The following is a 25,624-nucleotide window of genomic DNA, read 5'->3' on the forward strand; positions in this document are numbered from 1 at the left end:
TGTCTATTCGGGCAAGAGGTGTGTATGCGGGCGACATGGAAGGGCGCGATCTCGTTCGGGCTGGTGAACATCCCGGTTGAGTTGTATCCCGCAACCGTTTCGGAGAGTCGCTCCGCCGCGCATCAGGTTCACGAGAAGGACGGCGGTCGAATCCGATACAGGCGGATTTGCGAGCTTGATGGTGAAGAAGTGCCCTACGCCGAGATCGCCAAGGCCTACGAATCCTCCGACGGGCGACAGGTGGTGCTCACCGACGAGGACATGGCCGAGTTGCCGCTGCCCAGCAAGAAGGTCGTCGACGTGCTCGCCTTCGTCGACGAGGCGGACATCGACCCTCTGGTCCTGTCCAAGCCGTACTACCTCGGGCCCGCCGGGCCGACCGGGACCAAGCCGTACGTCCTCATCCGCGAGGCCCTTGCCGGTCAGGGCAGGGCTGCGGTCACCAAGATCACCCTGTCCACCCGCGAGAGTCTTGCCCTGGTCCGCGCACAGGGCGACGTCCTCACCCTCCAGACCATGCTGTGGCCGGACGAACTCCGGGCCCCTCGGGGCATCGCCCCCACCGAGAACGTCACCATCCGTCCCCAGGAGCTGAAGATGGCCGCCTCCCTGATGGACACCCTCAGCGAGGACTTCGACCTGGCCGACGTCCACGACGACTATCAACGCGCCCTGGACGCCCTCGTCGAGGCCAAGGCCTCCGGCGCGCACCCCGACGAGGCCGCGGGTGGCACGGCGACCGCGGGCAACGTCGTCGACCTGATGTCCGCGCTGACCGCCAGTGTGGAGGCCGCCACCAAGGGCCGTCCCGCCCCCACGAAACGCACGACGCCGAAGGCCACCACTGGCGGCGACTCGAAGAAGAAGAGCACAGCGGCCCGACCGCGCAGGAAGACCGGCTGAGGTCCCTTCGCCGCGAGACGGTGTCGGCACGGCGCCACGCGTGGCCGTTGTGCATCCGAGGTGCGTCGGCGCCTGTCGGTGCCTGCGCTGACGATCGTTCGTACCCCCCGCACACTCGTCGCCGAACCGCACCGCCGTCATCGTGCCCGCCCGGCGAGGGCCGGGGTGCGGTCCGGACGCCACAAGGACGGCGATCCGAGGCGCGCCCCGAACTCCCGGGCCCGGCATCGTGCCGGATGTCGAGGATCGATCGACGCCTCGTGTTCGCCGGGTTCGCGCCGGCAACCTCCGAGGGCGGGCGCGATCGACGCCGGCCGGCGTGATGAGCGGGAGTCCACCGGCGCGTGACTCACCGCGAACTCCCGTGCCCCGACGCGGCGCGGTGGTTCGTCGCGGGCTTCGGTCGCACTCGGGCACGGCAGGAACGACGTCACGGACGTGCCGGCCGCCGAGGGCCGGGCTCCGTGATGCACGTCGGCGCGCGTGTTTTCGATGCGTGGAAGTCGGGGTCGCCGTCGGTCGTTCGGGTGGTGTCGGCGCCGCGTGGTACGCAGGTGCCTTTCGGCCGGTGACACCCGCAGGAGGCGACCGTGACGTCCGAGGAGCTCGTGTTCGACTTCGAGCGGGTGCGTGTGCACGGTATCGGGGTGTACGAGGGGACCGGGCTCGATGTGCGTGCGGTGGTTGCGGGTCTGTCGCGGGATGTCAGGGACGGGTTCCGTCTCGACGAGGTGCCGTGGGGCCGGTTCTCCCATGCGTACGGCTCGGGCGAGGACGTGCTCATCCATCTGTCGCGGATGCGGTGCGCCGACGCGGCCGCAGCGCGGGACGCTCGCTCGTCGTTGGGCAACTCCGTGTGCCATCAGGGCACCACGGGTTCGGTGGCGCCGTTGACGGTGCCGTTCCTGCTACGGATCGCCGAGGACCAGGCCGCGCACGAGCGGGTCAACGCGCTCGTGCTGGTTGCCGCGGTGGCGTGTCGTAACCACTGGGGGAACGGGTCGCGCGCCGCCTTGTTGCGGGTCGCCGACCCGGACGACGAGGTGACCTTCGACGGGAGCGGTTATCCGCAGAACTGGTCGGTGCGGGCGGGGCGGGATGCGATCGCCGCGGACGCGCACATCCCGATCGCTCTTCTGGACGACCTGGATCCGGGGGTGCGGGAGGCGGCGGCGTGCGTCCTGGCGGCGTCGTCCGGCCGCGCGTGGGAGGTTTCCGCGGCCCTGCACGAGCGGTTCCGCGTCGAGGGGCATCCCCGTCTGCGGGCGGGTCTGGTCCTGGCGATCGCGCAACTGGCGAGGGAACACCGCCACGAGGACGCGGCCGGCTTCACCCGCGCGTGCTGGTCCGACCCCGCACGCCCGCCCGAGGTCAGGGTCGCCGCCGCGCTCGGCTGGCTGTGCCTGGTCGACGACTCGGCACCCGAGGACCTGCGCGCCGTCCTGGACGAACTCGTGACGCCCGAACTCGGCCGCCTGATGGCCGAAGTGCCCTGGCTGCGACAGGTCGACAGCCACTCCGGCGCCGGACTGACGCTCACGCTGAAGCACATGTTCGACCCCGCCCCACGGCCCACATTCCCCGGTACCTGGGGCAAGCCCGGGAGGTTCGTCGGCTGGGGGAAGCCCGGGAGGTTCGCCGACGATCCACTCGTCTGAGACCGCGGCGACACCGCCGCCGGTGTCTCGCCGGTTGTCCCACGTACCCGTGCCGACGGCGATCGTGCGTTTCCCGGGGACGACGATCGCCGTGCGTTGCGGCGAACGATCAACCGGAGCGGGGACGTTGATTCGACCAGGGCCGATGAACAGGGCACCACGAGCCGCCGTCGGCAGTGACCGACGACCGGCGTGATCACCAGTGCGGCGCCTGCGTCGGCGGGATGGACGGCCGGAGCGGGCCCTCGCCCCGGACGGGGGCGTCGGCTGCTTCCGGAGGCGACGGCCGAGAGCCCACCACCGACCCGTGCGCCGGCGTTTCCCAAGTCGTGGGGTGCGCGGCGGTCACCGATTCGTGGGTGGCGGGTGCAGGGGTTGCAGCCGGGAGGCGATGCGGCGCGATATCCATTCAACAGGTGGTTGGCCGGTGTTGACGGCCCGGATCAACGCGACCGCGTCGCGCGGGGACGCCCACACCAGGCGGTATCCGTTGATCCTGCACAGATACACCATGGCCAGGATCGCGGTGCGTTCGTTGGCATCGACGAACGGGTGCACGCGCATGATGCCATGGGTCAGGGCCGCAGCGCGGTCCGCGAGGCCGGGATAAAGGTCCCGACCGGACATGCGTCCGTAGACGCTCGCCTGCACCGCGCCGAGCAGCGCCGGATGGCGCACGGTGCCCGTTCCTCCGGCGAGGCGGTTCACGCCGACGAGGGCGTCGTCGTCGAGACCGCGCACCTACAGACCGGCCTCGGCGAGGATCGGCGCGTACTCGGCCAGAATCGCGCGGCTGACCTCGGCGGTCAGCGCCTCGGGTCCGACGAACTCCAGATCGCCGTCTGCGACCGGCGGATCGATGTCCGCGCTCCAGTCGGCGACGTCGACAGGTTCCGGATAGGCACTCATGTCCTCGATGCTCCCACGCGCACGGCGATCGCGATACACCCGGCCCGCTGCAGGGCAACGGGGGAGCCGATCGGCACCCGGGAACGCCGACCGTGTCCATGGCACCGGCACGAAGTCTCAACCCGGTTCCGACCGCAGCCGTCGACGCGCCGGCGGACTGCGCGGTCTTCTGCCGTGCCGCACCGTGATCGGTACCTCCTCGACGTGACACCCCCGGCACACGGCCCGACTCCGCCGCCCACTCGAGACGATGTGGGTCGCTGGTCCCTCGACTGTTCCGAAACTCCATTGCGCCGAGCACTGCGGACACTACGCTCCGAAACCGCACCATCCGCGCCGGTCGCCCCTGCGGCGGGCGCGCCGCACACGAAGGGGCCGGCCCATGGACGAGTACACGCAGCACACCCCCTATGCCCCGCCGCGTATCGGCGATGTCGAGTCGCTGTTGGCGCGGGCGGAGGCGGACAGTACCGGCAGCAACAGCGACGACGCGTCGTCGGGCGGCCGTTACAACAAGAACGCCGACGACGACCTCTGGGGTGCCCCGCTCCTCAGCGCCGTCCGGGGCCTGTTCGCCTCCCGGCGCCGGGCGTAGCGGGGTGCGTTCGGCGGCGTGGTTGTGCGCGCTGCCCGACGACCCCGCCGCGGGCCGGCACGCACACGCGTTGACGCGTGGCGGCGCGTCGCGTGGTCGGATCGTGGCCGCGCATCGGAGCGGGCGGCCGTGGATCGTCGCCTGCGGTGCACCGCACTCCCTGTTGTTGTGGGAGCGGCCCGACGCGAGGGTCGTGGTGGTCGGGCGTACGGGCGCCGACGTCGCCGCGTTGGGGCGTGTGGTGTGCGCGGGTGGCGCCGGGGCCGGGCTTGCGGGTCGGGTGATGACCGGACTGGACGGCTCGTTCCACACGTTCGTCTCGACGGCGGACGGCGTGCAGGCGTGTGGGGACGTGGTCGGGCTGTGCCCGGTGTTCCACGCCCGTGTCGACGGCCTGTCGCTGTGGGGCGATTGCCCGGGAGTGCTTGCCGACCTGGCCGGCCGCACGGACCCGGACCGGGTGTATCTGGCGGCGCGTCTGTTCGGGTGGGCGCCGCCGTCGGTGCACGTCCACCGCAGCCCCTACGCGCACGTGGGCATGGTGGCGCCCGGGTGCGCGATCGTCCAGGCGCCGGGCGGCGCGGAGCGGGTGGAGCGGGTGTGGGCGCCGCCGGACGATGACGTGCCTCTGCGCGAGGCGGCGGCGGGGTGCCGCGACGCGCTGGTGCGCGCGGTGTCGACGTGCGCCGCGGCCGGGCACCGCACGGTGTTCGAGTGCTCCGGTGGTCTCGACTCCTCGACTCTGGCCCTGCTGGGCCGGCATCTGGGCGTCGCGGCCGCGGTGTTGACGCGATTGCCCGCGCGCGACGGCGGCGAGGACGCCCGCCACGCCCGCGCGCTCTCCTCCCGTCTGGCCCCGGTACCGCACGTGTGGATCGATCAGGGCCTCGAGACGCCGGCCGCGTTCGACGGCATCGACACCCCGCTGCCCGGAGGCGAACCCGGCTTCGCCCTGTCGACCCCCGATCTCCAGCGGTACGTGTTCCGGCGCGCGCGGGAACACGGCGACGTCCTCGTGAGCGGCCACGGCGCCGACGAGATCCTGACCCCGCCGCACAACCACCTCCCCGACACCGCGACCCGCCGCCCCCTGGCCGCCCTCGCGCACCTGCGCGGCTACGCCGCCCTGGAGGGCGTGCCCACGTCCCGCGCGGCCTGGCGTGCCGCCCACTCCCGCGTCCCCTACGCGGTGTGGCTGGACCGGTGGCGCGCAAGCCTGACGGCCGAGACGCCGGGCGCACCCACGCTGTGGGGGTGGGAACCCGAACTCCTCGCCCCGCCGTGGATCACGCGCGAGGCCCGCGCCCTGCTCGCCGACGCCGTCGACACCGCCGCCCCGCCGCTGCACCCTCGGCGCCACCAACACCACACCCACGCCGCGTTGTTGTGGGCGGCGGGGGAGAACCGCGCTCTCGCACACGCGGGCCGGCACACGGGCCTGTACACGGCCCTGCCGTTCCTGGACCGGCCCGTCGTCGAGGCGTTCGCCGCCGTACGCGCCGACGAACGCCGCACCCCCCACGCCTGGAAACAGGCCCTGACGACGGCCTTCGCGGACCTGCTCCCCGAAGGCCTGCGCCGGCGCCGTACCAAGAGCACGTACTCGCTGAAACCCGACCTCGACGCGGCACGCGAGCGCGTACTCGCCGCGCTGACGGACCCGATCACCGCCGAACTCGGCCTGGTCGCCGCGGAGCACGCCCACGCCGCACTGACGGCGGTGGACGCCGACCCGACGAACATGCCGTGCCTGACCCGCCTGTTGGGTGTCGAACTGTGGCTGCGCGCCGACACAGCCCCGACCCCACACGCACCCCCGCAGGCCCCGCGGCCCGCCGCGAAGACGCACCCGCCGGCACCGCATCGCACACGGGCGCGGCCCGGCGTCCGACTGGCGCCCGGCGTGCTCCTGGTCCGCGAGCAACACGCCGACCACACCGGCGCGCTCACCCACCACGGCCGCACCGTCGCCCTGGGCAACGCCTCGGCCGTGATCGTCGCCACCGCCCTGCGCGACGGAAAGGACCCCGCGGTCGCGCTCCACGCACGCTTTCCCGACACCCCCGTCGCCGCGCTCGACGACGCCGTCACCGCCGTCGTCGACCACCTCGGTGCCCTGGGAATGACGGTCCCCGATGCCTGAGATCACCGCACTGCCCCCACGCGTGGCCCTGACGCTCGGCATGCGCGCCCGCGCCCTCGCCTGCGCCGGCATCGCCCGCGTCCTCGCCTCGCCCCGCTTGACCCGACACCCCGCGTGGGGTGAGACCGTCCTTCCCCGCCTCCTCGCCCGCACCGACAGACGCGCCACACGGGCGGCGACCCACCGCGAGGCCGAACACGCGGTGGCGGTCGTCGTCACCGCCGCCCCACGCCTGGGCGGCAACACGACCTGCCTGCCCCGCGCCCTGGCCGCCAAGCTGTACTGCCGCACCCTGGGCCACACCACCGCCGTCGTGATCGCCCCCGCCCCCGACGCCCGCGCCCACGCCTGGATCGAAGCCGACGGCCGCCCCGCCGGCGAGGCCGCCGACCCCACCGACCGCTACGTCCCGGTGAACCGATACGGCACACCGCCCCCACCCCGCGACCCGACACCCGGGGCACCCGGAACCGACGTCACCCAGGAAGGCCGCATCCCATGAACACCACGAACCCGCCCCCATCCGCGTCCGATTCCTGGCAAGCCCACGCGGGGAAACTCGCCGCCACCCTCGCCGCCGCACGCCGCGACCCGAACCCCGACGTGATCGACTTGTTCACCCGCGTCCCCCGACACCTGTTCCTCCCCGGCGTCTGGCGCGACGGCCGACACACCCCCGTCGACCACGACCACCCCTACTCCGCGGACCTCCACACCCTCGCCTACACCAACACCAGCCACATGACCCACCAGGCCACCGCCTCCGACCCGGCCGGCCGCACATCCAGCTGCTCCCAACCCGCCGTCATGGCCGACTTCCTCCACGTGATCGCCGAGCGGGCGAACCACCGGCCGGTGCGCCGGGTGCTGGAGATCGGCGCCGGCACCGGCTTCCACGCGGCACTGATCGCCACGCTCACCGGCGCCACCGTGCACACCCTCGACGCCGCACCGGTCATCGTCGCCGAGGCGAACGCCGCCCTCGCCCGCGCCGACCTCACCGACCACGTCACCGCCCACCTGGGCGACGGCCACGCCGGACTGCCCGCACACGGCCCCTACGACCTGATCGTCGCCACCTGCGGCGTCATCGGCGTCTCCCCACACTGGCTCGACCAACTCGCCCCCCACGGCACCATCCTGATCCCCCTCGCACACGGCGGCGCCCACCCCCTCGCCCAGATCGAACCCACCACCCAAGGCCCCCTCACCGGACGACTGCGAAGCTTCGCCGACTTCATGACCGCCACCGGCCCCCTGTACGGCGACCACCCCGGCACCGCCCGCACACGCCGCCTGCGCCTGCCCGCACCCACCCACACCATCGCCCTCGACACCGGCGACCCCACGTGGAGCGAGATCTGCGACCTCAACACCTACCTCGCCGGCCACGACACGCGAACGACCTGCCTCCACGTCGAAAACACCCAACCCCGATACGGCGACATCGGCCTCTACGACGAACCCACCCACAGCGCCGCCCTCCTCCAAGACGGCGCCGCCATGGGCACCGGACCCAACGCCCCACAGATCGCCACCGCCGTCGCCGACCTCCACCACGCCTGGAACCACGACCGACGACCCGCACTGGACACGTGGCGATTCGACCTGCGCCCCCACACCGCCGCCGACGGCTCGGTCATGCACGTCCCCCACACCTGGACCCGCGACCGATCCGTACTCGACTGACCGCAGGACACACCGCAACCCGGCCACGATCACCCCGCCGGGGCGCTGCGTTCGGCGCGGCGGCGCGGCCGGGCCGTGGAAGCGCACCCCACGCCGACGGGAGGTGTGCCAGGGGAATGAGCCGGCTCGTCGGCCCGATGCCCGAGGGCCCGGCAAACGGCGGCGTGCGCCGTCCGCGCGCCCGACACCGCGGTGAAACCCCGCGCCACTGGCGTGCGTCGCCGGCCCTGGGTCGGCCGTGTTCGGGTGAACGTGAACCGCATCCACACCGGCCGGAAACCGTGTCGATCCCGACGCCGGCCCGAGGATCGCGGGCCGGCGATGTCACCGCCGCCCCTGTGCACGACTCGACGGCCCGCGTGCTACGCGCTCGCGGAGGGATGTGGTCCGCAGTGGCGGAAGGTGAGGCTGACGCGTCGGCCGGCGGAGGGCTCTGAGGGTATGGCGTGGGTCCAGCCGCGTTGGGTGGTGGCGGTCATGAGCAGCAACGAACCGTGTGTGAGGGCGAGTTCGTGGTGATGGTTGCGGTCGAGGCTGCGGAAGAGCAGGCGGCGTGTCGCGCCGAGCGAGACGATGGCGATTGCGCTGCCGGGGGCGAGGCCGTCGTAGGAGTCCCGGTGGAAACCCATGGTGTTGTCACCGGTTTCGTACAGGTTCGCCAGGCAGTTGTCGAAGAGGTGCCCGGCGAAGGTGCCCGCGCGGGCGGCGATCGCGGCGATGGGCGCCGGCATGGGAGCGGTGTCGTGCCGACGGCCGGAATAGTCGTAGGGGATGCCGAAGGAGGCGGTTCGGCGTGCCCGCATGTCGTCGTTCCAGATGACCTCGGTCAGGACGAGGGCGAGGTCGGCATCGGGGTCGGGCAGGAGTGCCGGGTGATGGCGGATGTCGAGGGGCGGCGGCGTCATCGATTCTCCGGGTGGAACGTCGGGGCGGTCGGTGTCCCGCGTGCGTGGGTTGTCGCAGAAGGTGCCGCACGGGTGAACCGTTGTCGACCGCATTTTTCGACGCACCACCGCGACATCATTTTGTCGCGCACGTCGAAAACCCGCGCTCCCGTGGGCCGGATTCCCAAAAGATCGTGTTCGGGTACGGATAACCGGAGTTGGGATCGCGCGGCGTCTCCGGGAACGGCCTGCCTGCCGAGACCCCGGAGACCCGCGTCTTGTCGACGACGGCGATCGAGGGAAGGTTCGACGAAGCCACGGGCCGCGCCCGTGGGGTGTGTTCGCGGGTGCGGCACATCGTCGTGCCCTGCATCATGGGATGCGTGGACGAAGAACTTTCCGAGGACGAGATGCGCGACCTGCTCGAAGCGCACGAGGACGACGACGAACCCGAGTGGTGGGACGAGGACTCGTACGACTTCTCCACACCCTGACGCCGTGAGGCGCAGCGCCCAGCCCCTGACGGGCGGACTCAAGCTCCCGGCGGTGACGGTTCTGAGTCGGCCGAGTTGCCGACCGGCCGCCGCACGCCTGCAGGCTCCGGTCGCTGATCCGCCGAACGTCAGCCTTGGCTCAAGGAGTAGCCGCCGCCGAGCCTGACGTTGCAGTCCACGCCGAGCGGCCCTTCTCCGAGCCACCGACGAGCGGTGCGGAATACTCTGCCATGAGCGAAGAAACCGAGCGGCTGCCGAAAGCTCTCGTCGAGTCCGGAAGGCCGAGGGCCTCCCCGTGAGAGAGCTCGCGTATCGCACCGGGTTGAGCCAGGCGACCATAAGCATCCCGAGAGTGATGACCGGCATCTTGACCAGGACGAACCCGCCGCTGCAACCCTCGGTTCCGGGGTCCGTGGCGTGTTCACCCGGATTACCCACGCAGTCGAGCAGCATCACCATCGCGCGATCGGCGTTGCTCACGACGGCCGGCAGTCGACCCCGACGAACTGGTCAGCCACGACTCAAGCCTGCCGTCGGCCATTGTTCGCCGAAGCGTCTCGACTGCCGACCGCCACCGGCCATGCCAAGTAGGACGAGACATCGCCCGTTCGGGGGCAGTTCGGAGACCAACTCTGAGGCATGGTGCCTCCGGAGGTCCTCACCCTCGGCAGTGGCTCGTGGGTTCAGCGCATCCCTCGTCGTCGGGGCGGCCTGGGCCGGCAGATCCGCGGCGCCCCCGGCATGCGCCCTGCCGGGATGGCCGCGAAGCTCGGGCGCACACACGCCCGCCCGGTTACGTTGCCTGCCGAGACGGGGGCCAAGGACCTGCGCACCTGGTTCCCGGCTGGGGGTTCAGTACATCGCGGCGAGGAGTTCGCCGTATTCGACGTCCTGGCGGGGCAGTGTCGTGCCGAACTCGGTGTGCATCATGCGGTGGACCAGGCGTTGTCGTTCGTCGATGCCCAGGTCGGGGTGCGTCCCGTCGGCCGGCAGCAGGCCCGCGCGGGTCAGGTGGGGAACCAGCCGATCCGGGTCGCAGCCCCAGCGGTCTCGGGGCCGGTCGAACCCGCACACCACGTCCCCGGACTGCGCGTAGTGGAACATCGTGAGCGCGTTGATGTTTTCGAAGGTGCTCAGGGCCACCGTGCCGGCCGACACGGCGGCGAGGACGTCGCGGTGGGTGCCGCGGCTGCCAGCGTCCTCGACGGCGAATGCCCACCCGTCGGCCTCGCCGGCTCGGATCACCCTCTCCTTGTCCGCGACCGCACGGTGGCCGAACTCCTCGGCGACGTCCTCGATCCAGTGGTTCGCGTCGATCACGCTCTTGCGGGCCGTGCGCGTCACGTCGCAGCCCATGCGCCGCAGCAACTCCGTCGCCGACAGCCCGCGTGCGAAGGTCACGCAGTACCCGAACTCGACAAAATAGGAGTCCTGCAGCCACTCGACAGTGTCGCCACTCACGGCTCGGCTCCTTCGAATACTTCGACCGTCGCAGGACTCGACAAGCTACCCGAGCGACCCGACACGACCCCGCTCCCTCCTCCCGGCGGCCGGGGCGCACGATGTCTGCGGCCGGGAACGGCACGCCGTGTCGGGCGAATTCCCTTCCGCGCCCGGCCCGCCTCGGCCGGTACCCGCCGCAGGACTCCGCGTGCGCTTTAGGAGAAGCTGCGCCATTCCTCGGCGGGGATGTGGCTCTGCGTCGAGTCCGCGCATCGGGGTGCCCATTCCCGGGCGACGAGGACCGGCCGGGTCAGGACGCGGTCCCCGACGCGTTGGACGCGCATCACGACGCCGAGGTCGGGCGCGCACAGGTTCGCCTCCAGGGAGAACACCGCCTCGATGCCGTGGGCGACGAGACGGTGGATCAACGCGTCCTCCAGGACGGACGGCACCCGACCCACCAGCGGGATCCCGCCGAAGTCCACCTGCGGACCGTTCCGCGCGTCGACGACGATCGCGGCCGGGCCGATCCCCCGGTCGTAGTACAGGTGAACCCCGGCTCCCGCGCCGTAGTGGACGGGCCACATGTCGGCCCGCGACACCCACCCGGTGTCGTCTTCAAGCGATCCGATGGTCTCCAGGACCCCGTCGACCGCGGCCGCCGCCTGCTCGTGGGTCATGCCGAACCTCAGCGGGCCCACGTGCTCGAACGGCGTGAACGACCACACCGCGCGCCGCGACTCCTCGACCACGTCCCACACACCCGCCACGCCGAACCTCCGCCGCTCGTCCGTCGATCCCGCAGCGCGCGGCCGACGCGCGCCCGCCATCGGGGAGGCTACGGGCACGGGGCGACAACCCGGCCCGCGCATGCCACCACGCTGCGGACCCCGCCGGAGGATCGACGGGGCCACGGTGCGTTCGGTGACGGGGTGGGGGCGGGGACGGCTCGGCCCCTCGCGGAGCGCGGCGCCGCCCGGCGTGCCGTGCGGCGGGTTCGTGTGCGCATCGTGCCCAACCGGCGGGCAGGTCGTCCGGCGACGGTGCCGCGTCGAGCACGGACGGCGGCCCGGTGAACCGGGAGGTGTCTCGGCGGCGGGCGACGGGTTCGGGTTCGGGTTCGACGTCGAACCGGAGGTCGTCGGTGGGCCGGATCGCAGCCGCCGAGACCGCGGGTCCGCGGCGTCGCGGCGATGTCCGTGGGCACCTGTAGGTTCGGTGATCGTGTTCAAGGGTTGGTGGCATGTGTTGCCGGACGAAAAGCGGCGGACGTGGCTGCTGGAGCCGTTCGTGGGTGTGGGGCCGCTGCGCTTCGGCATGACCCCCGACGAGATCGCGGACGCGATGAGCGAGGTCACCGTGGAAACCGAGCGATACAGGCGCAGTTGTCCGGCGGGCGCCAACGTCTACACGGTCGAGGAGGGGTGGTATCGAGAGTTCGGTCTGCACCTGTACTACCGGGGCGAGCGGCTCGCGGGCATCGCGGTCGACGCCCTGTGCGGACCACAGGTCCTCGCGGACGGCACGGCGCTGGTCGGCCGAATACCCTCCGTCCTCGAGCAATGGATGCTCGATCGCGCCGAGACCCGCCCGCCGTACACCGAACTCGCGTACATGAGCGCGGGCGTTCCCTCCTCCGAGTCGTTGGGCGTGACGCTCAACGTGCAACGCGAGGGCGACGGCCTCCTCACCCGGCCGATCTTCTACCCCGCCGAGGCACTCGACGACCTTCCCCACTGGCTGCCGCCGGAGGCCTGGGCGATCCACGACTGAGCGCCGTGCGCCGTGCGTGTGAGAATCGACGGATGGTCCCCTACGCGCGTGGCCCGGTCGTCCCGGCGGTTGTGGACACTCGTCCGCCGTACGCGGTGATGGCGTGTCCGCCCCACGGCGAACGCGCCCTTCCCGAGCCGCGATACCTCGAACCCGACCCGCGGCACCCGGGCGCCCGGCCCGCGAAGGGCCACGCCTGGACGTCGAGGTCCCGGGCTACCGGCGCCGGCCGATGGCGCCTGTGCCCCGCGTGACCCCGTCGGGGATGACCGGCCTGGGCGCCGATGGCGTGCGGGCCGCGTGACGCCGCCCCGCCGATGGGGAACCTGCGCGTTGCAGGGGCCGAGGCGCCGTGAGGAAGACCGCGACGATCCACGATCGGCGACCGCGCGTTGGAGATCGAGCCGATGCGCCCGCAGGCATCAACGCCGAGCGGCGGCACCCACCTGGGTGCCGCCGCTCTCGCGTACCGACCCGCGTTTCGCGAATCAGCCGGGACCGTGACCCCGCTCGACGCGCTGCCACGCATCGGTGAACAGCTCGGGCAGGGTCCGGTCGAAGGTGGCGCGGTAGTGGATGGTGCGTTTGGGCCCCAGGCGAATGCCGAGGAAAATCGCCTTCCATGTCTCCATCGGGTGGAACCCCGGCCTGTCCGCTTCGGCCCAGGGGCCCGGCAGGAAGATCCCCCGACGGGCCCGGGAGCGCTTGTCGGGGACCGCCAGACCCGCGTCGACCAGCGCCGTCGCGGCCTTGCGATGACGCGTCGCGGTCCAGCCGTTCCAGGTGCGCACCCCGCGGTCGGTCGGCGCCTCGAGCGTCAGCAGCTGCAGATACAGGGCCGCCGCGTCCGGCGGCAGGGTCAGCGAGGCGGCGACCCGGTCCACCAGTTCCGGCACGCTCGCGGCGGGGTTCGCCTCGTAGGTGCCGACGGGCAGCGCGCCGCAACGCACGCGCTCGACCACGCGGGTGAAGTAGTCGCTGCGGATGCGCCGAACATACGTCGGGACGTCCGTTCCGACGAAGCCGCGGCCGTCGGTGAGTCGCTTCGTGCGCTCGGCGTCGACGTCCAACAGGGCAGGACGGAAACACAGTTGCGCCCACGACTTGTACCGACCGTGGAACGACGGCGGTGGAGCCCCGATCGCCACGGTCAGCCCGTCGTCGAACGCGGGCGCGGTCAACGGCTCCGGCCCCACGTAGGGTTCCGGGCCGAAACGCGCGCGCAGATCGTCGGTGACGTCCCCGGCGGCGGTTCCGCCGGGCAGCAGCAGCCCAGGATGCGCCAAGCGTGCGCGAAGCCCCTCGATCAGGGCCGGGAGGCCTTTCCGGAGCGGGTCGCCGGCGGGCAGTTCGGCGTACACCGTCGGCACCATCCCGCCACGTCCTGCAACAGTCGCTCCATCCGCCGCGGTTCGTCCCCCTGGGACGAATCGTCGACCAGGCCGATGCTCATGATCGAGGCGTGGGGCCAGGTATCCCGGTCCGTGGAGACCAGTGGATCGCCGCTGGGATGAGCAAGGACGGTGCAGAGCTCGGCGGCCGGAGTTTTGGGCTTCAGCGCGGCGATCAGGGCCCGTGAGGCTTCGGGGACAGAGGCGGGGTGACCGCGTAGGGTCCGCCACACGGCGGCGATCCGGTCGGCGACCACCTTCGGGCCGTCCGGTGCCCACAGCTCGCCGGGATCCGCCGGCAGGGCGTCTGCGAACAGGTCGAGCCGTTCGGTGTCGATCAGCCAATGCAGTTCCGCCGCGGCGAGCTTGGCTTCGACGTCGGTCAGGCCCAGGGCCTGCCGCTCCTCGCGATCCGGAAACGGCTCGGGGGACGACCTCGTCCCGGGGTTGGCGGCCAACAGCAGGACGGCCGCGGCGCGGGAGATTCCGGTGCCGTCGACGAGCCGGGCGACCGCCCCCGGATCCCATGGCATCGGACCGCGGGTCCGCACCAGAGCGATCAGTTCGCGAATCTGTCGCGCGGCACCCCAACCGCCGCGCGGCGACTCGACGACATCGGTCAACGGGCCCAACCCCGGTGCCGCCGCAGCCCCGCGCCGGAACTCGAGGACGCGCATGCCCCCCGTGTAGGGGAACAGCCGAATGGTAGCCCCGTGTTCGTCGCGGATCCAGGGCCGGAACACGCTCGGCTCCGACACGTTTCCCACTCGCCATCGGGCATCGGCGTCGACGAATACGGACTCCGACCAGACCTCCAACAGGGCCAACAGGCGCTCGCGGTGCTCCGCCGGCGTCGACGGTGTCGCGGCGCGCAACGCGATCGCGCCGATCCGGCCGATCAACGCGGTCCATTCGCCGTGACCGACCCGTTCGGGAGCCTGCACCTCGATGGGCGGATCCCAGCCGCCGGACAGGTACCCGCCGATCCGCTCGAGGCCGACGAGCGAGCCGGCCCGCCAACTTCCGCCCGTCTGAAGCAAACCGGTGACGGCCGAGGGCACACCCTCGTCGTCGATCGCCTGAAAATCGAGTGTCATGCCCACCTTTCTAAGGCCTGTCTGATCTTGTGGTGTCTCGGGGTGGGTTGACGGATGCGGCGTGGGTTCGGATCGAGCCGTTGTTGCCGGTGGTGGACGGTCGTGGTCGGGCGTGGCGTGATCATCGGCAGGTGATCGACGGGGTGTTGTGGCGGTTGCGCACGGGGGCGCCGTGGCGGGACGTTCCGGCGCGGTACGGGCCCCGGCAGACGGTGTACGAGCGGTACTCGCGGTACTCGCGGTGGGAGGCGGACGGGACGTGGGCCGCGCTGCTCGAGCACGTGCGGGTGCGGGACGACGCGGTCGGTCGGGTCGACTGGTCGGTGTCGGTGGACTCCACGGTCGTCCGCGCGCATCGACACGCGGCCGGGGCGCGGAAAAGGGGGGTTGCGGACGGGGACGAACCGGGCGACGTGGGGCGTGCGGCGCCGGGCCCGACGCCTGCGGGCCGCGAGGGTCTCGGCCGCTCGCGGGGCGGGTTGACGACGAAGCTGCATCTCGCGGTGGACGGGCGGGGGTTGCCGTTGTCGATCGTGGTCACCCCGGGACAGGCGGGGGACGCGCCGGCGTTGGACGCGGTGCTCGCCGGGATTCGTGTGCCGCGGCCGGGTCCGGGTCGGGCCGCGGGTGCGGCCGACCCGGCTGATCGCGGATCGGGCGTACTCCTCGCGGGCCATCCGTGCCCGGTTGCGGGCGGCGGGGGTGCGGGTGGTGATCCCCGAACGGGCGGATCAGCGGGCGAATCGTCGCCGTCGGGGTCGAGCCGGCGGGCGCCCGCCGGCGTTCGACCGGCAGGCGTATCGCGAACGCAACGTCGTGGAGCGGTGTTTCGCCCGCCTGAAACAGTTCCGGGCGATCGCCACGCGCTTCGACAAGCTCGCCGCCCGCTACACGGCGGGCGTCGTCCTGGCCTCACTGATCCTGTGGCTCCGCGAACCACAATCATGATCGTTTTGTCAGACAGGCCCTAGCAGAGATCCATCCGACCCAGGTCGGACTCGGGCCGGCGGCTTCTACGGTTCACCCATGCGCGGGACGGCGGCCGAAGCGTCTGCGATCCGACGTTCGGGGGCATCCGGGGTGCGTGTGTGCACCCGGCGGGGTGGGGGCGCCACCGCCTGGGAGAAGTTGGCGAAGGGCTCCGCGGCAGCGATCAATGCGAGCAGCGCGGTGGATGTCTCGGTGTTCGGGTGCTCGGCGAGCACCGCGCGCGCGTGGGTGATCGCCGCGCGCAACGCTTCATGGCGACTGGTGGGCATCGGCCGTCACCTCCGGGTCGATACGACGCGCGTCTATCGTCATTCTCCCCAAAACCGACTGCTCACTCGGCATCGAGGAGACGCCTGAAGCGGGCGAAGCGCCGGCGTGGTCGACGTGACGGGGTCGACCGCTCGGCGACTTCGGCACGGCGTCTCCGTCTGCGCCTCTTCGGCGGGCGACCGCCCCGGCGTGGGCTTCCCCGTCGGCGCAGACACCGGCTGCCGATCCCGCAGCGGGATCCACCGGTGGATCTTCGACTCGGGTCACTGGGGCGGTGCCACGTTGGTGATGCCGGTCACGGCGTCCTGGAGGCGGCGCACGGCGTCCTCGGCTTCCGTGTACTGCTTGGGGCTGGGGATGGTGGTGCCGAAGGAGTGGCGGTTTTCGGCGGGCAGGGCGCGCCAGCGCAGGACGGGTTCGAGCACGGTCAGGGCGCCGGAGAGGAACCAGGCCAGGTGTCCGTGGGTGCGGGCGAGGGAGACCGCCAGGACGGCGAGCGTCTCGCGTAGCCGTTCGAGCCGGTCGATCGGCGCCAGGGCCTCCTGGGTCTCCGGCGGTCCAATGGCCTCGCGCAGGTCGGCTTCGACCTGTAGGAAGAGGGAGCGTTCGAGGGGGTCAGGGCCCATACGCGGTCGCGCACCTGCTGGTGGGCCTCATCGGTAAGGTCCGCCATCTCTGTCTGCATGTCCACGCGGAGCACAGTAGTGATCACGGGTGTTGCTCGCCGGCGCGGGGCGAGACGGGCGCCCCTGTCCTGTGGGGCACCCACCGTCGCCCCGCCTGGCCGACCCGCTCCTACCCGCACGGACGGGCCGCGGGAGCGTCATCACCACATCTGCGGGTACCGGCGTGATTCCGGGTCGCGCCCCCCGCAGCCTCACGTGCCATCGCCCCTCCCAGGGGTGACCGGACGTCACCACGCATCGTCGGATACGCCTGCGGGCGACCGGGCTAGGTTCGGAGCATGCAATCTGGTGATGTCGATCTGCGGGTGGCGCCGGTCGAACACGTATTGGACTTGGTCGAGCACGGACTCCGGGTCCGGTTGGACACGGACTCGGTCGTGCGCAAACGGCGATCGGTGGGCGCCCGTACGAGTCGAGGCACGTGGGTGCGGATCGAGCGCCGCAGCCTGCACAGGATCGACGGGCAGGGCTGGAACGGCGTCGAGAGCGCCGCCGTCCTGACCGGTATCGCGAAGCCCGAGTGGTTCGCGGGAATGGCGTGGCGCGAGACCGTTACCGACGCCATGTGGCGTGTGGACGAAACCGAACTGGTCGTCGCGTCACCGGTGAAAGCCGGTGGCCGCCTGGTCGTCGATCCCGGACTGCCCGACGCGTGGTGGTCGACGCTGAACGCGTCGTTGGACGCGTTGGCGGGACAGGACACCACCCGCGTCGCTACGCCCGACACCGTGACCGTCACCCCCGCCGTGGTCACGGAGTCGATCCGGGCGACGTTCGGCGACGGGATCGACACGACGCTGACCGAGTGGGTGCCGGCGCACGCGGACCTGAATTGGGCGAACGTGACCGGACCCCAATGCTGGATCCTCGACTGGGAGGACTGGGGATTGGCTCCGCGCGGCTTGGACGCCGCCACGCTGTGGGGCAACTCCCTCGCCGTCCCGGACCTGGCCGAGCGGGTACGTCGGGAGCGGCACGCGGATCTGGAGTCCCGATCGGGGCGGCTGATGGCGCTGTTCTTCTGCGCGAAGGTCATGGGCCGCTCAAACGATCCGACAGACCCGCTGGTGGGCCCCGCCCGGCGTGAAAGCGTCAGGTTGGTCGGGGAGCTGCGGCTATCGCGTTGATAAGGGGCATCCGCTAGGCCCGGCGATACACGTCGGTGTGCTCGAAGTCGGGCAGCGTGGCCCGGCGGCCGCTCTGGAAGCCGGTGCTGACGAAGTCGCTGCCGGTGGTGGCGTTCAGCGCCCAGTTGACCAGCACCCGGGTGCCGGCCGTGACGGTCGGCAGGGCCATCAGGTTGTGGGACAGCGCACCCGTGATCGAGGCCGTGCCCTCCCTCTACTCGCTCGCCTGACGCCTGGAGAACACCCGATGACCCCCGACGCCGACCGCGACCACCTGCGTGCCTTGGTCCTGACCACCGCCCGCACACTGCACCCCACCCGCGACATCGACGCGTCCACCGCTCTGGACGAACTGGGACTCGACTCGCTCGACCGCCTCGCCCTGGCCGTCGACGTCGAACACGCCACCGGCCTGGAACTGCCCGACCGCGTACTCACCGACGCCGCCACGCTCGACGACCTCGTCACCCACCTCGACCACGCACCACGCGGCCCGCGCACCGGATCCCGCCCGACCACCGAACCCACTCCCGAAGAGCCGACCGCCGACGAGGACCCGACCGCCGACGTCGATCGGACCGGCCGCCCGCAGCCGCAGGACCGGCCCGACACCGGTGCCGGCTTCCACGGGCCCGGCCACGCGGATCCCGGCTCCATGGTCGGGGAGAACACCCGCCTGTGGCACCAGGCGCAGGTCGCCACCGGCGCCCGCGTCGGCGCCGACTGCGTCGTGGGCAAGGGCGCCTACATCGGCACCGGCAGCGTCCTGGGCGACCGCGTCAAGATCGGCAACCACGCGAGCGTGTTCGGCGCCCGCGTCGCCGACGCGGTGATGATCTGCCCCGGGGCGCTCCTCCTCGAAGACGCCGCAGCCCGCGCCACCACCCCGACGGCCGGCGCAAAGGGCCCGACGACTTCGACCGCACCCCGGTCACCGTCGAGTACGGCGCCACCATCGGCGCAGGCGCCGGCGTCGCCCCCGGAGTGCGGATCGGCCGCCATGCCATGGTCGCCCTCAGGGCCGTCGTCGCCCGCGACGTCCCCGCCCACGCCCTCGTCGCCGGCAACCCCGCCCGCCCCTGCGGCTGGGCGTGCGCCTGCGGCCACACCCTCGGCACCGACCTCGCCTGCCCGCACTGCGCCCGCGCCCACCGCCCCCACGGCACCGGCCTGACCGAGGTCGCCCCACGCGAGTGATCGTCACACCGGTTTGTCACACGCTCGTCGCAACCCGCCGTGCCGCCGCACCCCGGCGGCGGCACGGCACTAGCGTCCCCAGGCATGACCCACCTACCCCCCGCCGAGTACTACGCGACGCTGCCCCACCACATCGGCGGCGCCGGAGCGATCCTCCACGACACCGACGGCCGATTCCTCCTGGTCGAACCCGCCTACGGCGACGGCCACTGGGAAATCCCCGGCGGCGCCATGGACGAAGGCGAATACCCCTGGGACACCGCCCGCCGCGAGATCAAGGAGGAACTCGGACTCGACCTCACCCCCGGTCGCCTCCTGGCCGTCGACTGGGTACCGCCCCAACCCGACGGCCGCCCCGCCCTCGCGAACTACCTCTTCGACGGCGGACCCGTCACCGAAACCCACGCCAAGGAACGCATCCGCCTCGCCGCCGGCGAACTCACCGCATGGCACCTCGCGGCACCCACCGAGTGGGACACCCTCATGGCCCCCCACATGGCCCGCCGCCTCCACGCCTGCGCCAACGCGCTCGCCGACCACACCACCGCCTACCTCCACCACGGCACCGCCCCCACCAACAACCACCGCGACCACCGCTGACCCGGAAAACCCCTTCCGCGTCGGCCACCGACCCGGAAGGACACCACCGTGCACCCCACTATCCCCATCGCCTACACCCACCTGCACGAGGACGACATCACCGCCGCCACCCGCGTCCTGCGCAGCGGCCGACTCGCCCAAGGCCCCGAAGTCGAGGCCCTCGAAACCGAGTTCGGCGCCTGGTCGACGGCCGCCACTGCGTCGCCGTCAACTCCGGAACCAGCGCCCTGTGGCTGACCGTCCTGGCCCTGGGCATCGGCCCCGGCGACGAGGTGATCCTGCCCTCCTTCACCTTCGCCGCCACCGCCGCAGCGATCCGCCTGACCGGCGCCACCTGCGTCTTCGCCGACATCGACCCCCACACCCACACCCTGGACCACGACGCCGCAGCCGCCGCCATCACCGAACGCACCGCGGCGCTGCTGCCCGTCCACCTCTACGGCCACCCCGCCGACACCACCCGCCTGGGCGCCCTCGCCCGACGCCACGGCCTCGCCCTGATCGAAGACGCCGCCCAAGCCCACGGCGCCACCCACCACCACACCCCCGCCGGAGCCCTGGGCACCGCAGCGGCCTTCAGCTTCTACCCCACCAAGAACATGCAAGCCATCGAAGGCGGCATGATCACCACCGCCGACCCCACCCTCGCCCACACCCTGCGCCTGCTGCGCAACCACGGATCCGCCACCCGCTACCACCACGAGATCGTCGGCACCAACGCCCGCATGAACGACGTCAACGCCGCCGTCGCCCGCACCCAACTCACCCGCCTGCCCGACGCCATCCGCGCCCGACGACAACACGCGGCCCACCTGACCGCCGCCCTCGCCACCCTGCCCGGCATCACCACCCCGACCACGGCACCCGGCACCGGCCACGCCCACCACCAGTACACGATCCGCGTGCACCGCCACCGCGACATCCTCGCCCAGGCCCTCACCGCCCACGGCATCGGCAACGCCGTCCACTACCCCACCCCCTCCACCGCCAACCCGCCTACCGCACCCCCGCCGACCTGCCCCACACCGACCTCGCCGCCGCCGAAGTCCTCTCCCTCCCCGTCCACCCCGCCCTCACCCACGACGACCTCGACCGCATCACCACCACCCTCACCGCGCTCTGCGCCTCGCCCGACCACGCCCGGAGCCGGCGATGACCCGCCCCCGACTGCGCGCCGCCCTCATCGGCCTGGGCCGGATGGGCCGCCACCACGCCCGCGTCCTGCGCCGCCTCGACGGCGTCGACCTCATCGCCGCCGCCGACCCCCACGGCGACCCGTACCACGCCGTCGACGGCCTGCCCGTCGCCCACGACATCGACCAACTCCTGCGCCACCGACCCCACTACGCCGTCCTGGCCTGCCCCACACTCCTGCACGGACCCCTGGGCCTGCACCTCGCCCACGCCGGCATCCCCACCCTCATCGAAAAACCCCTCGCCACCACCCCCGACGCCGCACGCCGACTACGCGACGCCTTCCGACACGCCGACATCCCCGCCGCCGTCGGCTACATCGAACGCTTCAACCCCGCCCTCATCGCCCTGCGCGCCCGCCTCGAAAACGGCGACCTCGGCGACGTGTTCGAAATCGACACCCGACGCACCGGCCCCTACCCAGACCGCATCACCGACGTCGGCGTCATCAACGACCTCGCCACCCACGACCTCGACCTCACCGCCTGGATCACCCACCACGCCTACACCTCCATCGCCGCCCGCACAGCACACCGCACCGGACGCCCCCACGAAGACCTCCTCGCCGGCCTCGGACAACTCGACGACGGCACCGTCACCCACCACCAGGTCAACTGGGTCACCCCCCGCAAAACCCGCACCACCACCGTCACCGGCGAACACGGCTGCCTCGTCGCCGACACCCTCACCGCTGGCCCGGGAACACCGACACGAGGACGCCACCGCGTTCACCCACGCCCTGTGGTCGGACCCTGCCCGCCCCGCCGAAGTCCGCGTCGCCGCCGCGCTGGGGTGGCTGTGCCTGGTCGACGATCCCGTCCCCGACACCCTGCGCACGACGATCGAGGAGAACGTCACCCCCGAACTGCGCCGACTGTTGTCCCCGTCGCCGTGGATGCGACAGGTCGACGACATGGGCGCCGAAGGGTTGTCCCACACCCTGTGGCAGATGCTCGACCCCGACACCTGGCCCGGCCCCCCGCCGGAACCCGTCTTCTGACCTCACCTGCCAGCGCTCGCGGTACCCGAGGCGCGGAAAAGTCGTGCCGCGGTCGCAGCCGCGTACGGCTTCGGCAGACGCGTCGACTCCCGAGTCGCCACCGGTTCGGGCCGGCGAGTGTCGGTGCCCGGCGGCAGTCAGGGCCCTGCGCTCGGTGACATCTGTGGAACGACGTCGAGACCTCCGGGGAACCCGTGCGCGACAACGCCCACGACAGCAACCCCGATCGCCAAGTGCTGCGCCGGCGCGGGATCCTCCCGTCGTCTCCACCGGTCCGACGCGAGGTCGCCGAGAGTGTCGGCCCGGTGTCGGGGTCGGGCGCTACCGTGCCCGGTCGTGGACGCCAACGATCTCGAGTCCCGGACGCGGTCCGGCTGCATTCCGCCCGAGCTGGCCTCGCGGCTGCTCGAACGAGGCCGTGCCGACGTAGTGGAGGCGCAGGCCCGACGCGGCCAGTGGTTCTGCGCGTTGGTGTGGGCACGGGTGCTGGGTGATCGGGGCCGGGAGGGCGATGCGTGGGAGGTCCTCGCTCCGTATGTGGCAACGGGCTGGTGGGCGGCCGTCGTTGGCGCGGCCGGGTTGCTGGAGGACTGGGGCCGCGCCGACGAGGCGATCGCCATCACCCGAAAGCGCATGGAGGCCGGGCACCCCATGGCTTTGGACGCCTACACGAGGCTGCTCGCCCGACACGGCCGCGCGGAGGAGGCGTTCGACCTGCTCGTGCCGCATGTCGACGACCGGGTGATCGCCACCGCCCTGGTCGACGTCGCCGACATCGCCGGCCGCGACGAGGAGGCTGCCGCGCTGCTGGCCGGCCTGATGCGGCCCGACCACCATTGCGACGGCCCGTGGTGCTGCCGCGGCCTCGACCCCGACACGGCACTCGGCCTGCTCGTGACGATCCGCGAACGCCAGGGCCGCATCGACGAGGCCGTCACCCTCCTCCACCGCCGGCAGAACGTCTCGGTCAACGGCCGAGACCAACTCGCCGAGCTGCTGGCCCGACACGGCCGGGTCGAGGAACTCCGCGCCTACGCCGCGTGCGACGGACACGAGGGGGCCATACGGCAGTTGGCGGAGCTGCTGGAGCAGGGCGGCGACGTCGAGGGCGCGATCGCCGTGTACGGGCCGGCCGACGGCCCCGCCGCCCGGAACCCGAATCCGGCCTACGATCTCGCGCATCTCCTGGTCCGGCACGGACGGGGCGAGGAGGCGATCACTGTGATGCGCGCCCGGGCCGACGCCCACCCCGGCGACGACTGGATCCTCCACGCCCTGGCCGAGCTGTGCCTCGACCAGGGCCGCCCCGCCGACGGCCTGGCCCACCTCGACGCCCTCCACGCCCGGCGCGGGGGCGAGGACGAGTGGGAGCTGTACCGGATACGGCTGCCGCTGATCGCCGCCCGCAGTGGCATTGACGAGGCGCTCGAACGCGCCCGCGCCCACCCCGAGGGCGACACCTGGTACGCGGCGCAGGACATCGCACGCCTGCTCGCCGGCGCCGGGCGCACCGAGGAGGCCGTCACCACCCTCCTGCGGCACGACCGCAGGATCGGTCACGACCTCGCCCACCACCTCGTCGACCTCGGCCGCGTCGAGGAGGCCCTGGCCATCGTGGTGCACACGAGCCCTCCGCCGCCGCGCGCTCCGTTGGGCCGACCGCGTTCCCCGCTGCACCATCAACGCGGCATACCCTTCCGGCGACTCGACCGGCACCAGGTACCCCTCGATGGCGCCCTGGCAGCAGGAATGACCCCCGTGCTGGAGCTGGTAGACGACTCCGGAGGGCCCTCCAGGACCACGTGGAGCCAGTCGTGATCGAGATCCTCGACCTGGTCCAGGTCCACATACACGCGACGGTTCATCATGGCCGCATCCTGTACGGCCGCTCCCCGTGTCGCCTCCCCCTTTTTCCCGATCCCGACCGCGAACGTCGCGACGAGCCGGCGGCACGTGCTCGATCGCCCGTGACGGCGACGGCGCGCGGCCGAGCGGCGGGGCCCGGGCCGTCGGCTACGTTGCGGTGGCGTCGAGGGGGTGTGATTGACGGAGTCCGCCGGTGAGGACGGTGGCCGGCGCGTCGGGCGCGGCTGGGACCCGGATCAGGACGAAGGCGAGGAATTTTTCCTTGACGGTGGTGAAGGGTCCGGTTCGGCCCAGGAACGCGATGGTCTTGGGGGCGGTCGCGGTCAGGTGTGCGTCGGGTATCAGGACTTTGGTCTCGATCGTCTTGTCCAGGACGCAGGGGACCAGGCGCTCGCCGGTGACGGTCTCGAACGTCTGCCGGGCGACGGGGCGGGCGGTGACGGTGGTGGTCTGCGACATCCGCTCGTCCCGGTGGCCGTCGTCCTCCATCCGCTTGCGCAGGTCGGTGGTATGACTGCCGGGCGCGAAGCCCGCTTTGGGCGCGCCGGGCACCGACATGACCGCGGCGTAGCGCCCGCACACCGCCGCGGCGTCGCCCGCGGTCGTGGTGCGCGCGGAGCCGGTGGCGTCGCGGGCGACGTCGTCGAGTTTGGGGCGGGCCTGGCGTTCGGGGCTCGCGCTCGCCGTCGCCGGCGGGTCGCCCACCCGGGCGTAGGCGGTGAACACGGCTTTCCACGGCGCGCCCGGCGTCTCCTGGACGAAGTGGACGACGGCGCGGTCCTCGCTGTCGGCAGCGGTGGCGGCGACGGCGACGAACGTGCGGGGGTGGCCGCTCGCCCGGGGGATCCAGAACTGCGGGTCGAGGTGGGTGAACGGCTTGTACGTCTCCCGGTCCGGGCGTGCCCGGTCGGCGCGGTACGACCCCAGGGAGGCCTCCAGGAGTTCTCCGCCCTCGACCCCGGCGAGGCGGTCGCCGTCCAAGGCGGAGTTCGCCGCGTTGTTCTCTGCGTCGTAGCGTTCCAGGACCGCGCGGGCCTCTGCCTCGGTGATCACCAAGGGATCGGGAGTCGGCGCCGCGGCCGAAACGCTGGGCACGGCCGGCTTGCCTGACCCGCCCCCCGGCGAACACCCCGCAGCCGCGCCGCCGACCGACGCCAGGACGATCATCGCCGCACCCACTCGTCTCGCCCAGCCGTGCATCCGTTCCCCCGAACTCCCGTCCTACACCGCCGAATCCACACTCTCACGCGCCCCCGACCACACGCGGACGCGCAAGTCCGGGGTCGGGCGGATCGGATCACGAGCGCGAATCGTCGGGCCGGGCTCCGCGGTGTGGGGTGTGGCCTGTGCGCGGCATCGGTGGGCGAGTCGTCGCGCGGCGCGCGGCCGGATCCGCCCACGTGTCGCGCTCGGAACCGTGCGGCCCCGCACACGTCGGGGTTGGTTCCTGGCAGCGGGCGAGGGTGCGGACGAACGTGTCGACGGCGCGCGGATTCGTGTTCGTCCACGCCGCACCGGACGGCGGGCCCGATCAAGGCCGCAGGCCCGGGGGTGGGGTTCCGGCCCGGCACGCGTGCGGCTGGCGTTCCCGATTGCGCCGCCCGTGCGGCAGTGGCGTCATGCGTCGTCGGCGACGCCACGCCCCGGCACGCGTGCTCCTCGCGCCGCCGCGACCGCGCGCTCGCCCGTACCCGCGCACTCGGCTTCGCCCCGTA

The 25,624-nt window shown here is 72.3% G+C and carries 23 protein-coding genes and 3 pseudogenes; 14 read left to right on the top strand and 12 right to left on the bottom strand.

Features of this window, described 5'->3' with window-relative positions:
• Window positions 1-24: 24 nt before the first annotated feature.
• Together B4N89_RS45535 and B4N89_RS45545 are read left to right on the top strand one after the other, a co-directional pair.
• On the top strand, window positions 25-903 hold the full coding sequence (locus B4N89_RS45535) for a Ku protein (RefSeq protein ID WP_078982590.1): 879 nt from the start codon (window positions 25-27) through the stop codon (window positions 901-903).
• A gap of 590 nt (window positions 904-1,493) precedes the next feature.
• Entirely contained in the window at window positions 1,494-2,561 is a 1,068-nt protein-coding gene (locus tag B4N89_RS45545; protein ID WP_078982592.1) for a hypothetical protein, read from the top strand.
• A 345-nt stretch (window positions 2,562-2,906) separates the two neighbouring features.
• Here B4N89_RS45545 and B4N89_RS45550 read toward each other — a convergent pair whose 3' ends face one another.
• Window positions 2,907-3,302 (bottom strand): type II toxin-antitoxin system death-on-curing family toxin, encoded by a 396-nt coding sequence (locus B4N89_RS45550; protein ID WP_078982593.1) that lies wholly within the window; start codon window positions 3,300-3,302, stop codon window positions 2,907-2,909.
• Window positions 3,303-3,470 carry a hypothetical protein gene (locus tag B4N89_RS50435; protein ID WP_161501055.1) on the bottom strand — a complete coding sequence of 56 codons (168 nt, stop codon included), beginning with the start codon at window positions 3,468-3,470 and terminating at the stop codon, window positions 3,303-3,305. It lies immediately after the preceding gene.
• A gap of 382 nt (window positions 3,471-3,852) precedes the next feature.
• Here B4N89_RS50435 and B4N89_RS49365 point away from each other — a divergent pair, with 382 nt between their 5' ends.
• The 4 genes from B4N89_RS49365 to B4N89_RS45575 are packed head-to-tail and all read left to right on the top strand — an operon-like array spanning window position 3,853 to window position 7,897.
• Window positions 3,853-4,065: a hypothetical protein gene (locus tag B4N89_RS49365; protein ID WP_078982595.1), complete on the top strand. Its 213-nt coding sequence runs from the start codon at window positions 3,853-3,855 to the stop codon at window positions 4,063-4,065.
• Between the two features lie 4 nt (window positions 4,066-4,069).
• The gene (locus B4N89_RS45565) at window positions 4,070-6,208 is read left to right on the top strand and encodes an asparagine synthase-related protein (RefSeq protein WP_078982596.1); all 2,139 of its coding nucleotides are present in this window, start codon (window positions 4,070-4,072) and stop codon (window positions 6,206-6,208) included.
• Window positions 6,201-6,710: a lasso peptide biosynthesis B2 protein gene (locus B4N89_RS45570; RefSeq protein ID WP_078982597.1), complete on the top strand. Its 510-nt coding sequence runs from the start codon at window positions 6,201-6,203 to the stop codon at window positions 6,708-6,710. Before B4N89_RS45565 ends, B4N89_RS45570 begins: the two co-directional genes overlap by 8 nt.
• Window positions 6,707-7,897 carry a protein-L-isoaspartate O-methyltransferase family protein gene (locus B4N89_RS45575; protein WP_078982598.1) on the top strand — a complete coding sequence of 397 codons (1,191 nt, stop codon included), beginning with the start codon at window positions 6,707-6,709 and terminating at the stop codon, window positions 7,895-7,897. Before B4N89_RS45570 ends, B4N89_RS45575 begins: the two co-directional genes overlap by 4 nt.
• 362 nt (window positions 7,898-8,259) lie before the next feature.
• Here the strand turns inward: B4N89_RS45575 and B4N89_RS45580 are convergent, their stop codons facing one another.
• From B4N89_RS45580 to B4N89_RS45590, 3 genes are all read right to left on the bottom strand, one after another.
• Window positions 8,260-8,802: an alpha-ketoglutarate-dependent dioxygenase AlkB gene (locus B4N89_RS45580; RefSeq protein ID WP_161501056.1), complete on the bottom strand. Its 543-nt coding sequence runs from the start codon at window positions 8,800-8,802 to the stop codon at window positions 8,260-8,262.
• Window positions 8,803-10,127: 1,325 nt separating this feature from the next.
• Complete coding sequence (locus tag B4N89_RS45585; RefSeq protein ID WP_078982600.1) at window positions 10,128-10,736, bottom strand: DUF6461 domain-containing protein; 609 nt, start codon at window positions 10,734-10,736, stop codon at window positions 10,128-10,130.
• Between the two features lie 197 nt (window positions 10,737-10,933).
• On the bottom strand, window positions 10,934-11,488 hold the full coding sequence (locus B4N89_RS45590) for a hypothetical protein (RefSeq protein ID WP_235619374.1): 555 nt from the start codon (window positions 11,486-11,488) through the stop codon (window positions 10,934-10,936).
• Between the two features lie 454 nt (window positions 11,489-11,942).
• On the opposite strand from B4N89_RS45590, the gene B4N89_RS45595 reads away from it, so the two are divergent.
• Window positions 11,943-12,491, top strand: coding sequence for a hypothetical protein (locus tag B4N89_RS45595; RefSeq protein ID WP_143658387.1), 549 nt, complete (start codon window positions 11,943-11,945; stop codon window positions 12,489-12,491).
• A gap of 488 nt (window positions 12,492-12,979) precedes the next feature.
• Here B4N89_RS45595 and B4N89_RS45605 read toward each other — a convergent pair whose 3' ends face one another.
• Window positions 12,980-13,864 (bottom strand): hypothetical protein, encoded by an 885-nt coding sequence (locus B4N89_RS45605; protein WP_143658388.1) that lies wholly within the window; start codon window positions 13,862-13,864, stop codon window positions 12,980-12,982.
• Window positions 13,798-14,979 carry a hypothetical protein gene (locus B4N89_RS45610; RefSeq protein WP_143658390.1) on the bottom strand — a complete coding sequence of 394 codons (1,182 nt, stop codon included), beginning with the start codon at window positions 14,977-14,979 and terminating at the stop codon, window positions 13,798-13,800. The genes B4N89_RS45605 and B4N89_RS45610 overlap by 67 nt, the downstream gene beginning before the upstream one ends.
• A gap of 32 nt (window positions 14,980-15,011) precedes the next feature.
• On the opposite strand from B4N89_RS45610, the gene B4N89_RS45615 reads away from it, so the two are divergent.
• A protein-coding gene (locus tag B4N89_RS45615) for an IS5 family transposase (protein ID WP_101897609.1) occupies window positions 15,012-15,927 on the top strand; the annotation gives its coding sequence in 2 pieces (ribosomal slippage) (window positions 15,012-15,599 and window positions 15,601-15,927; 915 coding nt in all).
• 65 nt (window positions 15,928-15,992) lie between these two features.
• Here B4N89_RS45615 and B4N89_RS45620 read toward each other — a convergent pair.
• Together B4N89_RS45620 and B4N89_RS45625 are read right to left on the bottom strand one after the other, a co-directional pair.
• A complete protein-coding gene (locus tag B4N89_RS45620) occupies window positions 15,993-16,238 on the bottom strand; it encodes a hypothetical protein (protein ID WP_078982605.1) in 246 nt (81 codons plus the stop codon).
• Between the two features lie 264 nt (window positions 16,239-16,502).
• Window positions 16,503-16,865 (bottom strand): hypothetical protein, encoded by a 363-nt coding sequence (locus B4N89_RS45625; RefSeq protein WP_201261198.1) that lies wholly within the window; start codon window positions 16,863-16,865, stop codon window positions 16,503-16,505.
• Between the two features lie 338 nt (window positions 16,866-17,203).
• Between B4N89_RS45625 and B4N89_RS45630 the strand changes: the two genes are divergently transcribed.
• On the top strand, window positions 17,204-18,052 hold the full coding sequence (locus tag B4N89_RS45630; protein ID WP_078982606.1) for a hypothetical protein: 849 nt from the start codon (window positions 17,204-17,206) through the stop codon (window positions 18,050-18,052).
• 13 nt (window positions 18,053-18,065) lie between these two features.
• Here the strand turns inward: B4N89_RS45630 and B4N89_RS48530 are convergent, their stop codons facing one another.
• Window positions 18,066-18,221: a hypothetical protein gene (locus B4N89_RS48530; protein WP_201261199.1), complete on the bottom strand. Its 156-nt coding sequence runs from the start codon at window positions 18,219-18,221 to the stop codon at window positions 18,066-18,068.
• A 78-nt stretch (window positions 18,222-18,299) separates the two neighbouring features.
• Between B4N89_RS48530 and B4N89_RS45635 the strand changes: the two genes are divergently transcribed.
• From B4N89_RS45635 to B4N89_RS45655, 5 genes and pseudogenes are all read left to right on the top strand, one after another.
• Complete coding sequence (locus B4N89_RS45635; protein WP_078982607.1) at window positions 18,300-19,226, top strand: phosphopantetheine-binding protein; 927 nt, start codon at window positions 18,300-18,302, stop codon at window positions 19,224-19,226.
• A gap of 107 nt (window positions 19,227-19,333) precedes the next feature.
• Window positions 19,334-19,849: an NUDIX domain-containing protein gene (locus B4N89_RS45640; protein ID WP_078982608.1), complete on the top strand. Its 516-nt coding sequence runs from the start codon at window positions 19,334-19,336 to the stop codon at window positions 19,847-19,849.
• A 48-nt stretch (window positions 19,850-19,897) separates the two neighbouring features.
• A pseudogene (locus B4N89_RS45645) lies at window positions 19,898-21,005 on the top strand (DegT/DnrJ/EryC1/StrS family aminotransferase).
• Window positions 21,006-21,046: 41 nt separating this feature from the next.
• A pseudogene (locus tag B4N89_RS53655) lies at window positions 21,047-21,655 on the top strand (Gfo/Idh/MocA family protein); the annotation flags it as partial.
• Window positions 21,656-22,379: 724 nt separating this feature from the next.
• Window positions 22,380-23,861, top strand: a complete 1,482-nt coding sequence (locus B4N89_RS45655; protein ID WP_201261200.1) for a tetratricopeptide repeat protein — start codon at window positions 22,380-22,382, stop codon at window positions 23,859-23,861.
• On the opposite strand, the pseudogene B4N89_RS53660 reads toward B4N89_RS45655, so the two are convergent.
• Together B4N89_RS53660 and B4N89_RS45660 are read right to left on the bottom strand one after the other, a co-directional pair.
• Window positions 23,748-23,996 (bottom strand): annotated as a pseudogene (locus B4N89_RS53660) (DUF6210 family protein); the annotation flags it as partial. The gene B4N89_RS45655 and the pseudogene B4N89_RS53660 overlap by 114 nt on opposite strands.
• Before the next feature lie 60 nt (window positions 23,997-24,056).
• Entirely contained in the window at window positions 24,057-24,962 is a 906-nt protein-coding gene (locus tag B4N89_RS45660) for a hypothetical protein (protein ID WP_078982609.1), read from the bottom strand.
• Window positions 24,963-25,624: the final 662 nt, after the last annotated feature.

The organism is Embleya scabrispora (assembly GCF_002024165.1).
Lineage (GTDB): Bacteria > Actinomycetota > Actinomycetes > Streptomycetales > Streptomycetaceae > Embleya > Embleya scabrispora_A.

Bases quoted from the DNA above. Each gene is read 5' to 3' on its own strand.
- B4N89_RS45625 (WP_201261198.1), bottom strand. From the start codon at position 16,865: ATGGGCCCTGACCCCCTCGAACGCTCCCTCTTCCTACAGGTCGAAGCC.
- B4N89_RS45640 (WP_078982608.1), top strand. From the start codon at position 19,334: ATGACCCACCTACCCCCCGCCGAGTACTACGCGACGCTGCCCCACCAC.
- B4N89_RS45610 (WP_143658390.1), bottom strand. From the start codon at position 14,979: ATGACACTCGATTTTCAGGCGATCGACGACGAGGGTGTGCCCTCGGCC.
- B4N89_RS45535 (WP_078982590.1), top strand. From the start codon at position 25: ATGCGGGCGACATGGAAGGGCGCGATCTCGTTCGGGCTGGTGAACATC.
- B4N89_RS48530 (WP_201261199.1), bottom strand. From the start codon at position 18,221: ATGGCCCTGCCGACCGTCACGGCCGGCACCCGGGTGCTGGTCAACTGG.
- B4N89_RS45635 (WP_078982607.1), top strand. From the start codon at position 18,300: ATGACCCCCGACGCCGACCGCGACCACCTGCGTGCCTTGGTCCTGACC.
- B4N89_RS45630 (WP_078982606.1), top strand. From the start codon at position 17,204: ATGCAATCTGGTGATGTCGATCTGCGGGTGGCGCCGGTCGAACACGTA.
- B4N89_RS45575 (WP_078982598.1), top strand. From the start codon at position 6,707: ATGAACACCACGAACCCGCCCCCATCCGCGTCCGATTCCTGGCAAGCC.
- B4N89_RS50435 (WP_161501055.1), bottom strand. From the start codon at position 3,470: ATGAGTGCCTATCCGGAACCTGTCGACGTCGCCGACTGGAGCGCGGAC.
- B4N89_RS45580 (WP_161501056.1), bottom strand. From the start codon at position 8,802: ATGACGCCGCCGCCCCTCGACATCCGCCATCACCCGGCACTCCTGCCC.
- B4N89_RS45570 (WP_078982597.1), top strand. From the start codon at position 6,201: ATGCCTGAGATCACCGCACTGCCCCCACGCGTGGCCCTGACGCTCGGC.
- B4N89_RS49365 (WP_078982595.1), top strand. From the start codon at position 3,853: ATGGACGAGTACACGCAGCACACCCCCTATGCCCCGCCGCGTATCGGC.
- B4N89_RS45605 (WP_143658388.1), bottom strand. From the start codon at position 13,864: ATGGTGCCGACGGTGTACGCCGAACTGCCCGCCGGCGACCCGCTCCGG.
- B4N89_RS45620 (WP_078982605.1), bottom strand. From the start codon at position 16,238: ATGCCCACCAGTCGCCATGAAGCGTTGCGCGCGGCGATCACCCACGCG.